Raw genomic sequence first — 13,219 nt, 5'->3', positions numbered from 1 at the left:
CGGGACGGCTCACCAGCCGGCGGAGGCGACCTGGTCGGGCCGTCCGCCGGGGGCGACGGTCACCTCGAAGACCTTGCCCTCGGTGGTGGTCATGCGGATCCGGTCGGGGGCCGTCCACGCCGCCTCGCGCAGTGCGTTGTCCGGCGCGTCGCCGTTGAAGTAGCCGACGGCCCAGCGGCGCTCCAGGGGCCAGTGGCCCTCGTGGACGTACACGTACCAGAGGGGGTCGATCATGGCCGCGCCCTCCTCGACGACCAGCCGCCGGTCGTCGCGGCCGGGGGCCGCCGTGCTCCGGGTCTGGTCCTGCCCGCCGCCCAGGCCGGCCAGGACGGTGGCGAGGAACATGACCGGCAGGCCGGGGAGGAGCAGCGCCGTGCAGAGGACGATGCGCGTCACCGGCTTGAGACGGCCCAGCACGATCGCCCCGGTCAGGGCGGCCAGCGTCAGCCAGCCCATGGCGACGAAGTGGGTGCGCACCTGGCTCAGCAGGACGAGCCCGCCCTGCGAACCGCCCCAGAGGTGGGCCACCAGAGCGCTCGCCACGAGCGCGACCGCCACCACGAGCAGTGCGATCGACGTAGGTCTGCGGTACGTGGCCATGCTCGGATCCCCCCGGTCGGTAGTGGCGCCCCACCCTACGGTCCCGCGGCGGTGCCCGATGAACGCGGATGAGTGCCTGCGGGCCGCCGGGCGGTAGTGTCGCCGCCCGTGATCGAAACCCTTGTCTGGATTGCCCTCGCTCTCGGAGTCGTCGGGGTCTACCTGAGTTGGACTGCAGGGCGGCTCGACCGGCTGCACTCGCGGATGGACGCCTCGCGGGCCGCGCTCGACGCGCAGCTCGTGCGGCGGGCCTCCGTGGTGCTGGAGGTGGCCACCTCCGGAGCCCTGGACCCCGCGTCCTCCCTGGTGCTGTACGAGGCCGCGCACGCGGCGCGGCAGGCCGAGGAGGAGAACCGGGAGGTCGCCGAGAGCGAGCTCAGCCAGGCCCTGCGGGCGGTGTTCTCCGACGCGGACCAGGTCGAGGTGCTGAAGGCGGCCCCGGGGGGCGTGGAGGCCGCCGAGGACCTGGCCGCGGCCGTGCGGCGGGTGCCTATGGCGCGCCGCTTCCACAACGACGCCGTACGGGCCGCACGGGCCCTGCGCAGGCACCGCAAGGTGCGCTGGTTCCGGCTGGCCGGGCACGCCCCCTTCCCGCTCGCCTTCGAGATGGACGACGAGCCCCCGGCCGACCTCGCGGACCGGCCCGCGTAGCAGAGCGACGGTGGGTCGCGACAGGCCGCAATGGACCGCAATGGACCAGTGGAGGAGCCACCTGCTCCATATTGGCCCTTGCAGTGGACTGGTCCGCCGGGGTTTCCTCTGCCAGTAGTACCCGCCCCTTTCCGAGTTCCCTTCGAGTGAGGTCATCCGTGAGCACGCTTCCCACCACCCCCCAGTCCGCTGAGTCGGCCATCGGCACCTCGCGCGTCAAGCGCGGCATGGCCGAGCAGCTCAAGGGCGGCGTGATCATGGACGTGGTCAACGCCGAGCAGGCGAAGATCGCCGAGGACGCGGGCGCCGTGGCCGTCATGGCCCTGGAGCGGGTCCCCGCCGACATCCGCAAGGACGGCGGCGTGGCGCGCATGTCGGACCCGAACATGATCGAAGAGATCATCGAGGCCGTCTCCATCCCCGTCATGGCGAAGTCCCGCATCGGCCACTTCGTCGAGGCCCAGGTCCTGCAGTCCCTCGGCGTCGACTACATCGACGAGTCCGAGGTCCTGACCCCGGCCGACGAGGTCAACCACTCCGACAAGTGGGCGTTCACCACCCCCTTCGTCTGCGGTGCCACCAACCTGGGCGAGGCCCTGCGCCGCATCGCCGAGGGCGCGGCCATGATCCGCTCGAAGGGCGAGGCCGGCACCGGCAACGTCGTCGAGGCCGTCCGCCACCTGCGCCAGATCAAGAACGAGATCGCCAAGCTGCGCGGCTTCGACAACAACGAGCTGTACGCCGCCGCCAAGGAGCTGCGCGCCCCGTACGAGCTCGTCAAGGAAGTCGCCGAGCTCGGCAAGCTCCCGGTCGTCCTGTTCTCCGCCGGTGGCGTCGCCACCCCGGCCGACGCCGCGCTGATGCGCCAGCTCGGCGCCGAGGGCGTCTTCGTCGGCTCCGGCATCTTCAAGTCGGGCGACCCGGCCAAGCGCGCCGCCGCCATCGTGAAGGCCACCACCTTCTACGACGACCCGAAGATCATCGCGGACGCCTCCCGCAACCTGGGCGAGGCCATGGTCGGCATCAACTGCGACACGCTGCCCGAGGCCGAGCGCTACGCCAACCGCGGCTGGTAGTCACTGCCATGACGAACACCCCCGTGATCGGTGTCCTGGCGCTCCAGGGCGACGTACGGGAGCACCTGATCGCCCTGGCCGCGGCTGACGCCGTGGCCAGGCCGGTCCGGCGCCCCGAGGAGCTCGCCGAGGTCGACGCCCTGGTGATCCCCGGCGGCGAGTCCACGACCATGTCGAAGCTCGCCGTGCTGTTCGGCATGCTGGAGCCGCTGCGCGAGCGCGTGGCAGCAGGCATGCCCGTGTACGGCACCTGCGCCGGCATGATCATGCTCGCGGACAAGCTCCTGGACGGCCGTGAGGACCAGGAGACCCTGGGCGGCATCGACATGATCGTCCGCCGCAACGCCTTCGGGCGGCAGAACGAGTCCTTCGAAGCGAAGATCGACTTCGCGGGCATCGAGGGCGGCCCCGTCGAGGGCGTCTTCATCCGGGCCCCGTGGGTCGAGTCCGTCGGCGGTTCCGTCGAGGTGCTCGCCACGTACGACGGCCACACGGTCGCCGTGCGTCAGGGCAACGTCCTGGCCACCTCGTTCCACCCCGAGCTGACCGGCGACGATCGCGTTCACGCGTACTTCGTCGACATGGTGCGCGCAGGGCTGTGACCCGTTCCCGGTAGGATCGGGCACGAACACTGTTGGTTACGCGAAGGAGACAGGCGGATGTCCGGCCACTCTAAATGGGCTACGACGAAGCACAAGAAGGCCGTGATCGATGCCAAGCGCGGCAAGCTCTTCGCGAAGCTGATCAAGAACATCGAGGTCGCGGCCCGTATGGGCGGTGCCGACATCGAGGGCAACCCGACGCTCTTCGACGCCGTTCAGAAGGCCAAGAAGCAGTCGGTTCCGAACAAGAACATCGACTCCGCGGTCAAGCGCGGCGGCGGCCTCGAGGCCGGCGGCGCCGACTACGAGACGATCATGTACGAAGGCTACGGCCCGAACGGCGTCGCGGTGCTCATCGAGTGCCTCACCGACAACCGCAACCGCGCCGCCTCCGACGTCCGCGTCGCCATGACCCGCAACGGCGGCTCCATGGCCGACCCGGGTTCGGTCTCGTACCTGTTCAACCGCAAGGGCGTCATCCTCCTGCCCAAGGCCGAGCTCTCCGAGGACGACGTCCTGGGTGCGGTCCTGGACGCCGGTGCCGAAGAGGTCAACGACAACGGCGAGACCTGGGAGATCATCAGCGAGGCCACCGACCTGGTCGCGGTCCGCACCGCGCTCCAGGAAGCCGGCATCGACTACGACTCGGCGGACTCCAGCTTCGTCCCGACCATGCAGGTCGAGCTCGACGAAGAGGGCGCCCGCAAGATCTTCAAGCTGATCGACGCGCTCGAGGACAGCGACGACGTCCAGAACGTCTTCGCCAACTTCGACGTCTCGGACGAGGTCATGGAGAAGGTCGACGCGTAGCGTTGCCGAGAGCTGAGCGGAACCGGCGGGCCGACAGGACACACCCTGTCGGCCCGTCGGCGTTGTCAGTGGTGCGGGATAGCCTGCACGCACTGGCGATCGAAGACGGAGGGGGCGGGGTGCGCGTACTGGGTGTGGACCCGGGGCTGACGCGGTGCGGCGTCGGCGTGGTCGAGGGGGTCGCCGGCCGTCCCCTGACCATGCTCGGGGTGGGGGTCGTACGGACGCCCGCCGATGCGGAGCTGGGCCACCGGCTCGTCGCCATCGAGCAGGGCATCGAGGAATGGCTCGATGCGCACCAGCCCGAAATCCTCGCCGTGGAGCGGGTGTTCAGCCAGCACAACGTCTCCACCGTCATGGGCACCGCCCAGGCCAGCGCCGTCGCCATGCTGTGCGCGGCGCGCCGGGGGATACCTGTCGCCCTGCACACCCCCAGCGAGGTCAAGGCCGCCGTCACCGGCAGCGGCCGCGCCGACAAGGCCCAGGTCGGCGCCATGGTCACCCGGCTGCTGAGGCTGGCCGCGCCGCCCAAGCCGGCCGATGCCGCCGACGCCCTCGCCCTCGCCATCTGTCACATCTGGCGGGCCCCCGCCCAGAACCGCCTCCAGCAGGCGGTCGCCCAGCACGCCTCGAAAGGCCGTAAGTAGATGATCGCCTTCGTCAGCGGCCCGGTCGCCGCACTCACCCCCACCCTGGCCGTGATCGAGGTCGGGGGAGTGGGGATGGCCGTGCAGTGCACGGCGAACACGATCGCGGGCCTGCGGACGGGGGAGCCGGCCCGCCTGGCCACCTCCCTGGTGGTCCGGGAGGACTCCCTGACCCTGTACGGCTTCGCCGACGACGACGAGCGGCAGGTCTTCGAGCTGCTCCAGACGGCGAGCGGGGTCGGGCCGAGGCTGGCGCAGGCGATGCTCGGGGTGCACAGCCCGGACGCGCTGCGGCTGGCGGTGGAGTCGGGTGACGAGAAGGCCCTGATGGCGGTGCCCGGCATCGGCAAGAAGGGCGCGCAGAAGCTGCTGCTGGAGCTGAAGGGCAAGCTGGGGGCGGCCGCCGTGGTCGGAGCGCAGCGTGCCCCGGTGGCGTCCGGTCCGGCGCCCTGGACGGAGCAGCTCACGGCGGCCCTGATCGGCCTCGGCTACGCCTCCCGCGACGCGGACGAGGCCGTCTCCGCCGTGACGCCGCAGGCGGAGGCCGCCATCGCCGCCGGTGGCTCGGCCCCCGTCCCGCAGCTCCTCCGCGCGGCCCTCCAGTCCCTGAACCGGGCCCGCTGACCGTCCCACCGCTGCGCGGGGCTGTTCCCCTACCCGCCCTTCCACCGTTCCCTGGGGCTCCGCCCCAGACCCCGCGCCTCAAACTCCCCCGGCTACCGCTGGGAGGTGCTTCCTGGCGAGGCTGGATATCCGGGGACCGGGGTCCGGGGCGGAGCCCCGGGAAACGGCGAAAGGGCGGGGCGGGGAGCAGCTCCGCGCAGCGGCCCACGCGCAGCCGCAGCCCGCGCACAGACCACCGCACAGACGCAGAAGGCAGACTGACACCGTGAACTGGGACGACGAATCCGACACCACCGCGCCGGACCGGCTGGTCGCGCCCGCGGCCGACGGCGAGGACACCGCCGTCGAGGCGGCACTGCGGCCCAAGGACCTCGGCGAGTTCGTCGGGCAGGAGAAGGTCCGCCAGCAGCTGGACCTCGTCCTCAAGGCGGCCAGGCAGCGCGGAGCCACCGCCGACCACGTCCTGCTCTCCGGCGCGCCCGGCCTCGGCAAGACCACGCTGTCGATGATCATCGCGGCCGAGATGGGCGCGCCCATCCGGATCACCTCCGGCCCCGCCATCCAGCACGCCGGCGACCTCGCCGCCATCCTCTCCTCCCTCCAGGAGGGCGAGGTCCTCTTCCTCGACGAGATCCACCGCATGTCCCGGCCCGCCGAGGAGATGCTGTACATGGCCATGGAGGACTTCCGGGTCGACGTGATCGTCGGAAAGGGGCCGGGGGCCACCGCGATTCCGCTGGAGCTGCCGCCGTTCACCCTGGTCGGGGCGACCACCCGCGCGGGCCTGCTGCCGCCGCCGCTGCGTGACCGGTTCGGGTTCACCGGGCACATGGAGTTCTACGCCCCCGAGGAGCTGGAACGCGTCATCCACCGGTCCGCCGGACTCCTCGACGTCGAGATCGACACCGCCGGCGCCGCCGAGATCGCCGGCCGCTCGCGCGGCACCCCCCGCATCGCCAACCGCCTGCTGCGCCGCGTCCGCGACTACGCCCAGGTGCGGGCCGACGGGGTGATCACCCGCGAGGTGGCCGGAACCGCCCTCCAGGTGTACGAGGTGGACGGGCGCGGGCTCGACCGGCTCGACCGCGCGGTGCTGGAGGCACTGCTCAAACTGTTCGGCGGCGGACCCGTCGGGCTGTCCACCCTCGCCGTGGCCGTCGGCGAGGAGCGGGAGACCGTGGAGGAGGTGGCCGAGCCCTTCCTCGTCCGCGAAGGGCTGCTCGCGCGCACTCCCCGGGGACGGGTCGCGACGCCCGCCGCATGGGCCCACCTGGGGCTTGTCCCGCCGCAGCACGGCGGGAATGGATCAAGCGGACAACAGGGCTTGTTCGGGGCCTGACGGCGCGGAGGTTAGACCGGTCGGGAACGGCGGTGCCATGCTGGGCGTTGTTCCATCGGTGCGGACTCGCCTAGACTCCGCCGATGCCGACCCTTCGGGTCGGTGTGCCCACCCCCGTAGAAAAGGCCGCCGTCCGCGTGCGGTCGTGCGAAGGAACTCCGTCCCGTGAATCTCGTGACACTCCTCCCGTTCATCGTGCTCATCGGGGCGATGATCCTGATGACCCGCTCCGCCAAGAAGAAGCAGGCCCAGGCCGCGCAGATGCGCGACCAGATGACGCCCGGTACCGGGGTCCGCACCATCGGCGGCATGTACGCCACGGTGAAGGAGATCGGCGACGACACCGTCACCCTCGAGGTGGCTCCCGGTGTCCACGCGATCTACGCGAAGAACGCCATCGGTGCCGTTCTGGAGGACGCGGAGTACAACCGCATCGTCCACGGCATCAGCGACGATCTCTCGACGGACTCGCCGGTCGTCCCGGACGACGCTTCTTCCCTCACCGAGGCTCCGGCCGAGGCCGGGACCGAGGACGAGGCCCCCAAGCTCGACCTGGGCAAGAAGGACGAGCCCAAGAAGGACGAGCCCAAGGACGGCAAGGCCGACGGCGAGGCCGACGCGAAGTAGCGCGCGGCCGGGGACCGTGGAGGCGCCTGACCGGCGGCCGACGCGGTCCCGGTCAGTGACCCACTTCTGCGGGGGGCAGGGGTCCCCACCACACATTTCGTGGCCGTCCGCGCGCTGACCCGGCGCAGGACGGTTGGACAGGGAGAAACGACAAGGTGGCAGCACCGAAGAAGGGCCGGCGGCCCACGGGGGCGCAGGGGAGGCCGGGGCGCGCCCTGGCGATCATCCTGATCGCGATGGTGGCGCTCACCGCGGGGATGTTCGTCTCCAAGCAGACGACTCCCCGGCTCGGCATCGACCTCGCAGGCGGCACGAGCATCACGCTCAAGGCCAAGAGCGAGCCCGGCAAGCCGGACGCGATCAACGAGACCAACATGAACACGGCGGTCGGCATCATCGAGCGCCGAGTCAACGGTCTCGGCGTTTCGGAGGCCGAGGTCCAGACGCAGGGCCGCGATCACATCATCGTGAACATCCCCAAGGGGATGAACGAGAAGCAGGCCCGCGAGCAGGTCGGCACCACCGCCCAGCTGTATTTCCGCCCGGTCCTCGCCTTCGCGGACGGCGCTCCCGCCGCCCCCGAGGGCACGCAGAGCCCGAGCCCGACCGCGAGCGGTTCCGGCGCTCCCAAGGCCGAGGGCAGCAAGTCCCCGTCGGCCACCCCGTCGTCCAGCGCCACTTCCCAGGGCCGCGCGGTCAGTGAGGCCCTCAAGGCCCCGTCCGCCACCCCCTCGCCGTCGGCGAGCGAGTCGAAGAAGGCAGACGACAGCAAGGCCACCCCGTCCGCGACGCCGCCGGCCGCCCCGTCCCCGAACCCTTCGGGTGACGCGGCCGCCGCCGACCTCCAGGCCAAGTTCGCGGCGCTCGACTGCACCGACGAGAAGCAGCGCGCCGCCATCAAGGGCGCCAAGCCGGGCGAGCCCACGCTCGCCTGCGGCAAGCGCGGCGACGCCTGGGGCAAGTGGGTGCTCGGTCCGGCAGCCGTCGAGGGCAAGGACGTCAAGAGCGCCAAGGGAGTCATCGACCAGCAGGCCGGCGCCTGGATCGTCACGATGAACTTCAACGACAAGGGTGCCGACGCCTTCGCCAAGGTCACCGGTGAGCTCGCGGCCAAGCAGTCCCCGCAGAACCAGTTCGCGATCGTGCTCGACGGCGACGTCGTCTCCGACCCGTCCGTCAGCGGCGCGATCCTGGGCGGCAACGCCCAGATCTCCGGTGGCTTCAACCAGCAGTCCGCGCAGGACCTGGGCAACATGCTCTCCTACGGCGCCCTGCCGCTGTCCTTCAGCGAGGACAGCGTCACCACCGTCACCGCCGCCCTCGGCGGTGAGCAGCTGAAGGCCGGTCTGATCGCCGGCGCCATCGGCCTGCTCCTCGTGGTGATCTACCTGGTGGTGTACTACCGCGGTCTGGCGCTCGTCGCGATCGTCAGCCTCATGGTCTCCGCGATCCTCACCTACACGATCATGGCGCTGCTCGGGAAGGGCATCGGCTTCGCGCTGAACCTGCCCGCGGTCTGCGGCGCGATCGTGGCGATCGGCATCACGGCGGACTCGTTCATCGTCTACTTCGAACGGATCCGCGACGAGATCCGCGAGGGCCGCACCCTGCGTCCGGCCGTCGAGCGTGCCTGGCCGCGTGCCCGGCGCACCATCCTGGTCTCCGACTTCGTGTCGTTCCTGGCGGCCGCGGTGCTGTTCATCGTCACCGTCGGCAAGGTGCAGGGCTTCGCCTTCACCCTGGGTCTGACCACCCTGCTCGACGTGGTCGTGGTGTTCCTCTTCACCAAGCCGATCATGACGCTGCTGGCCCGTACGAACTTCTTCGCCAGCGGCCACCCGTGGTCCGGCCTCGACCCGAAGCGGCTTGGCGCCAAGCCCCCGCTGCGCCGGTCCCGCCGTGCCGGCTCCGCCCCCGTCCCCGTCGACGCAAAGGAGGCGTGAGAGATGTCGAAGCTGGGAGATCTCGGCGCCAAGCTGTACCGCGGTGAGGTCGGCTACGACTTCGTCGGCAAGCGCTTTCTCTGGTACGGCGTTTCCATCCTGATCACCATCACGGCGATCGTGGCCCTGGCCGTTCAGGGCCTCAACATGGGCATCGAGTTCAAGGGCGGTGCCGTCTTCACGACCCCGAAGACGGCCGTCTCCGTCGCCAAGGCGACCGAGGACGCGGAGAAGGCCTCGGGCCACGACGCGATCGTCCAGGAGCTCGGCACCGGCGGCCTGCGCATCCAGATCTCCGGTCTGGACACCAATTCCGCGGCCGACGTGAAGAAGGCCCTCGCCACCGACCTCAAGGTCAACGAGGCGGACATCAACGCGGACCTGGTCGGCCCCAGCTGGGGCGAGCAGATCGCCAACAAGGCCTGGACGGGTCTCGCGATCTTCATGGTCCTCGTGGTGATCTACCTGGCCATCGCCTTCGAGTGGCGGATGGCGGTCGCGGCGCTGATCGCGCTGATCCACGACCTCACCATCACCGTCGGCGTGTACGCGCTCGTCGGCTTCGAGGTCACGCCGGGCACCGTCATCGGTCTGCTCACGATCCTCGGTTACTCCCTCTACGACACCGTCGTCGTCTTCGACGGTCTCAAGGAGGGCTCGAAGGACATCACCAAGCAGACCCGCTACACGTACAGCGAGATCGCCAACCGCAGCATCAACGGCACCCTGGTCCGTTCGATCAACACCACGGTGGTCGCGCTGCTCCCGGTCGGCGCGCTGCTGTTCATCGGCGGCGGCTTCCTGGGCGCCGGCATGCTGAACGACATCTCGCTGTCGCTGTTCGTCGGCCTCGCGGCCGGCGCCTACTCGTCGATCTTCATCGCGACCCCGCTGGTCGTGGACCTGAAGGAGCGCGAGCCGGCGATGAAGGCCCTGAAGAAGCGGGTGCTCGCGAAGCGGGCGTCAGCGACGGCCAAGGGCGAGTCCGCGGAGGAGGGCACCGGCACCGGCGACGAGCCGCAGGTCGTGGCCCAGGGCCGGTCGGGGCGTCGCCGGTGACGGAGACCCTGCCCGAGGCCGTGCGCGCGCTGCTCCTCAGCCGCATCAAGGACGTGCCGGACTACCCGAAGCCGGGCGTGATGTTCAAGGACATCACCCCGCTGCTGGCGGACCCGGAGGCGTTCGCCGCGCTGACGGACGTGCTGGTGGAGCTGGCCGCGGGGTACGGGGCGACGAAGATCGTCGGCCTGGAGGCGCGGGGGTTCATCCTCGCGGCCCCGGTTGCGGTCCAGGCCGGGATCGGCTTCGTGCCGGTCCGCAAGGCCGGGAAGCTGCCGGGGGCGACGCTGGCCCAGTCGTACGAGCTGGAGTACGGCACGGCGGAGATCGAGGTCCACGCGGAGGACCTGGCGGCGGGTGACCGGGTCATGGTCATCGACGACGTCCTGGCCACCGGTGGCACCGCCGAGGCCTCGCTGTCCCTGATCCGGCGGGCCGGGGCGGAGGTCGCCGGCGTGGCGGTCCTGATGGAACTGTCGTTCCTTCCGGGACGGGCCAAGCTGGCCGATTCCCTGGCGGGGGCTCCGCTGGACGCGCTGATCGTCGTCTGATTGCAGTTGTCCGCCGAGCGGCGGGTATCCGGGAGTCTCCGGGTGCCCGCCGTTCGCGTGCGCGGCGCCGTTGCCGGGGGTCCGGGGCGGAGCCCGGCAGCGGACCGGCGGAGCCCCGGCAGCGGACCGAGGCGTGGGCGCAGGGAACGGGGGAGCGGAACCCTCGCTACGATGGGTTATCCGGACCGTACACGGGCACCGGATCCCGCTAGGAGCGCTCTTGCCAGACGAGGTCCAGCCACTTTCCGCCGCGCAGCCCGACCCGCAGGCCGAGCAGGCCACCGCGGCCGCCGCCACGCCCCCGCCGGCCCCGCCGGTCAAGCCCGCGCCGGCGAAGTCGGCCGGGTCCTCGAACCGGGTGCGCGCCCGCCTCGCACGGCTCGGCGTCCAGCGTTCGAACGCGTACAACCCGGTACTGGAGCCGCTGCTCCGCATAGTCCGCAGCAACGACCCGAAGATCGAGACGTCGACGCTGCGCCAGCTCGAACAGGCCTACCAGGTCGCCGAGCGCTGGCACCGCGGCCAGAAGCGCAAGAGCGGCGACCCGTACATCACCCACCCGCTCGCGGTGACCACCATCCTCGCCGAGCTCGGCATGGACCCCGCCACCCTGATGGCCGGTCTGCTGCACGACACAGTCGAGGACACCGAGTACGGCCTCGAAGACCTGCGCCGCGACTTCGGCGACGCCGTGGCCCTCCTCGTCGACGGCGTCACCAAGCTCGACCGGGTGAAGTTCGGCGAGGCCGCGCAGGCCGAGACCGTCCGCAAGATGGTCGTCGCCATGGCCAAGGACCCGCGCGTCCTGGTCATCAAGCTCGCCGACCGGCTCCACAACATGCGCACCATGCGCTACCTCAAGCGGGAGAAGCAGGAGAAGAAGGCCCGCGAGACCCTCGAGATCTATGCCCCGCTGGCTCACCGCCTGGGCATGAACACGATCAAGTGGGAGCTCGAGGACCTCGCCTTCGCGATCCTCTACCCGAAGATGTACGACGAGATCGTCCGGCTCGTCGCCGAGCGCGCGCCCAAGCGGGACGAGTACCTCGCCGTCGTCACCGACGAGGTGATGGTCGACCTCAGGGCCGCCCGGATCAAGGCCACCGTCACCGGCAGACCCAAGCACTACTACAGCGTCTACCAGAAGATGATCGTCCGCGGCCGTGACTTCGCGGAGATCTACGACCTGGTGGGCATCCGGGTGCTGGTGGACACCGTACGGGACTGCTACGCCGCCCTCGGCACCGTGCACGCGCGATGGAACCCGGTCCCCGGCCGGTTCAAGGACTACATCGCGATGCCCAAGTTCAACATGTACCAGTCGCTCCACACGACGGTCATCGGACCCAGCGGCAAGCCCGTCGAGCTGCAGATCCGCACCTTCGACATGCACCGCCGCGCCGAGTACGGCATCGCCGCGCACTGGAAGTACAAGCAGCAGACCGTCGCCGGCACCTCCAAGGTGCGGACCGACGTGCCCCAGGCCGCCAAGGGCAGCGCGGGCCAGGACACCGTCAACGACATGGCGTGGCTGCGCCAGCTCCTCGACTGGCAGAAGGAGACCGAGGACCCGGGCGAGTTCCTCGACTCGCTGCGCTTCGACCTCTCGCGCAACGAGGTCTTCGTCTTCACCCCCAAGGGCGACGTCATAGCGCTGCCCGCCGGAGCCACGCCCGTGGACTTCGCGTACGCCGTCCACACCGAGGTCGGCCACCGGACCATAGGGGCCCGGGTCAACGGCCGCCTGGTCCCGCTGGAGTCCACCCTCGACAACGGCGACCTCGTCGAGGTCTTCACCTCGAAGGCCGAGGGCGCCGGCCCGTCCCGCGACTGGCTGGGCTTCGTCAAGTCCCCGCGGGCCCGCAACAAGATCCGCGCCTGGTTCTCCAAGGAGCGCCGCGACGAGGCGATCGAGCACGGCAAGGACGCCATCGCGCGGGCCATGCGCAAGCAGAACCTGCCGATCCAGCGCATCCTCACCGGCGACTCGCTCGTGACCCTGGCGCACGAGATGCGCTACCCCGACATCTCCTCCCTGTACGCGGCCATCGGCGAGGGCCACGTGGCCGCCCAGGGCGTCGTCCAGAAGCTGGTGGCGGCGCTCGGCGGCGAGGAGGCCGCCAACGAGGACATCGAGGAATCGATCCCGCCGGCCCGCGCCCGCAGCAAGCGGCGCAGCAACGCCGACCCGGGTGTCGTGGTCAAGGGCGTCGACGACGTCTGGGTCAAGCTGGCCCGCTGCTGCACCCCCGTGCCGGGCGACCCGATCATCGGGTTCGTCACGCGCGGCAGCGGCGTGTCGGTCCACCGCGCGGACTGCGTCAACGTGGACTCCCTCTCCCAGCAGCCCGAGCGGATACTGGAGGTCGAGTGGGCGCCCACCCAGTCCTCGGTCTTCCTCGTCGCCATCCAGGTGGAGGCGCTGGACCGCTCCCGGCTGCTGTCGGACGTCACCCGCGTCCTGTCGGACCAGCACGTCAACATCCTCTCGGCCGCCGTCCAGACCTCCCGCGACCGGGTGGCCACCTCGCGCTTCACCTTCGAGATGGGCGACCCCAAGCACCTGGGCCACGTCCTGAAGGCCGTTCGGGGTGTGGAGGGCGTGTACGACGTCTACCGTGTGACATCTGCAAGGAGGCCGTGACCGAGGCCGCCTGACCGCCGCACTCCGACGCCACCCCGGGGGGACA

Annotated in this window: 13 protein-coding genes; 12 read left to right on the top strand and 1 reads right to left on the bottom strand. The window is 70.7% G+C overall.

From position 1 onward, the window contains the following. Window positions 1-9: 9 nt before the first annotated feature. The gene (locus ACIGFK_RS25555) at window positions 10-600 is read right to left on the bottom strand and encodes a hypothetical protein (protein WP_376659692.1); all 591 of its coding nucleotides are present in this window, start codon (window positions 598-600) and stop codon (window positions 10-12) included. A gap of 108 nt (window positions 601-708) precedes the next feature. Between ACIGFK_RS25555 and ACIGFK_RS25550 the strand changes: the two genes are divergently transcribed. From ACIGFK_RS25550 to ACIGFK_RS25495, 12 genes are all read left to right on the top strand, one after another. Next, window positions 709-1,251, top strand: a complete 543-nt coding sequence (locus ACIGFK_RS25550) for a hypothetical protein (protein WP_376659693.1) — start codon at window positions 709-711, stop codon at window positions 1,249-1,251. Window positions 1,252-1,409: 158 nt separating this feature from the next. Further along, window positions 1,410-2,327 (top strand): pyridoxal 5'-phosphate synthase lyase subunit PdxS, encoded by a 918-nt coding sequence (gene pdxS / locus ACIGFK_RS25545; protein ID WP_365033999.1) that lies wholly within the window; start codon window positions 1,410-1,412, stop codon window positions 2,325-2,327. An 8-nt stretch (window positions 2,328-2,335) separates the two neighbouring features. Continuing rightward, complete coding sequence (gene pdxT, locus ACIGFK_RS25540; RefSeq protein WP_376659694.1) at window positions 2,336-2,929, top strand: pyridoxal 5'-phosphate synthase glutaminase subunit PdxT; 594 nt, start codon at window positions 2,336-2,338, stop codon at window positions 2,927-2,929. A gap of 57 nt (window positions 2,930-2,986) precedes the next feature. Next, entirely contained in the window at window positions 2,987-3,739 is a 753-nt protein-coding gene (locus ACIGFK_RS25535) for a YebC/PmpR family DNA-binding transcriptional regulator (RefSeq protein ID WP_376659695.1), read from the top strand. Between the two features lie 119 nt (window positions 3,740-3,858). Further along, window positions 3,859-4,386 (top strand): crossover junction endodeoxyribonuclease RuvC, encoded by a 528-nt coding sequence (ruvC, locus tag ACIGFK_RS25530; RefSeq protein WP_376659696.1) that lies wholly within the window; start codon window positions 3,859-3,861, stop codon window positions 4,384-4,386. Continuing rightward, window positions 4,387-5,010 carry a Holliday junction branch migration protein RuvA gene (ruvA, locus tag ACIGFK_RS25525; RefSeq protein WP_376659697.1) on the top strand — a complete coding sequence of 208 codons (624 nt, stop codon included), beginning with the start codon at window positions 4,387-4,389 and terminating at the stop codon, window positions 5,008-5,010. A gap of 265 nt (window positions 5,011-5,275) precedes the next feature. After that, window positions 5,276-6,349 carry a Holliday junction branch migration DNA helicase RuvB gene (gene ruvB / locus ACIGFK_RS25520; protein ID WP_376661435.1) on the top strand — a complete coding sequence of 358 codons (1,074 nt, stop codon included), beginning with the start codon at window positions 5,276-5,278 and terminating at the stop codon, window positions 6,347-6,349. 165 nt (window positions 6,350-6,514) lie between these two features. Beyond that, window positions 6,515-6,976 carry a preprotein translocase subunit YajC gene (yajC, locus tag ACIGFK_RS25515; protein WP_376661436.1) on the top strand — a complete coding sequence of 154 codons (462 nt, stop codon included), beginning with the start codon at window positions 6,515-6,517 and terminating at the stop codon, window positions 6,974-6,976. A 155-nt stretch (window positions 6,977-7,131) separates the two neighbouring features. Next, on the top strand, window positions 7,132-8,919 hold the full coding sequence (secD, locus tag ACIGFK_RS25510) for a protein translocase subunit SecD (RefSeq protein ID WP_386468986.1): 1,788 nt from the start codon (window positions 7,132-7,134) through the stop codon (window positions 8,917-8,919). A gap of 3 nt (window positions 8,920-8,922) precedes the next feature. Beyond that, on the top strand, window positions 8,923-9,978 hold the full coding sequence (secF, locus tag ACIGFK_RS25505; protein ID WP_376661438.1) for a protein translocase subunit SecF: 1,056 nt from the start codon (window positions 8,923-8,925) through the stop codon (window positions 9,976-9,978). Beyond that, a complete protein-coding gene (locus ACIGFK_RS25500) occupies window positions 9,975-10,529 on the top strand; it encodes an adenine phosphoribosyltransferase (RefSeq protein WP_376661439.1) in 555 nt (184 codons plus the stop codon). The genes secF and ACIGFK_RS25500 overlap by 4 nt, the downstream gene beginning before the upstream one ends. A 220-nt stretch (window positions 10,530-10,749) precedes the next feature. Next, a complete protein-coding gene (locus tag ACIGFK_RS25495; RefSeq protein WP_400053698.1) occupies window positions 10,750-13,173 on the top strand; it encodes a RelA/SpoT family protein in 2,424 nt (807 codons plus the stop codon). The last annotated feature ends 46 nt before the right edge of the window (window positions 13,174-13,219 follow it).

The organism is Streptomyces sp. NPDC085524 (assembly GCF_044541755.1).
In the GTDB taxonomy this organism is placed as follows: domain Bacteria; phylum Actinomycetota; class Actinomycetes; order Streptomycetales; family Streptomycetaceae; genus Streptomyces.
This window is presented reverse-complemented; position numbering and strand designations above follow the sequence as displayed.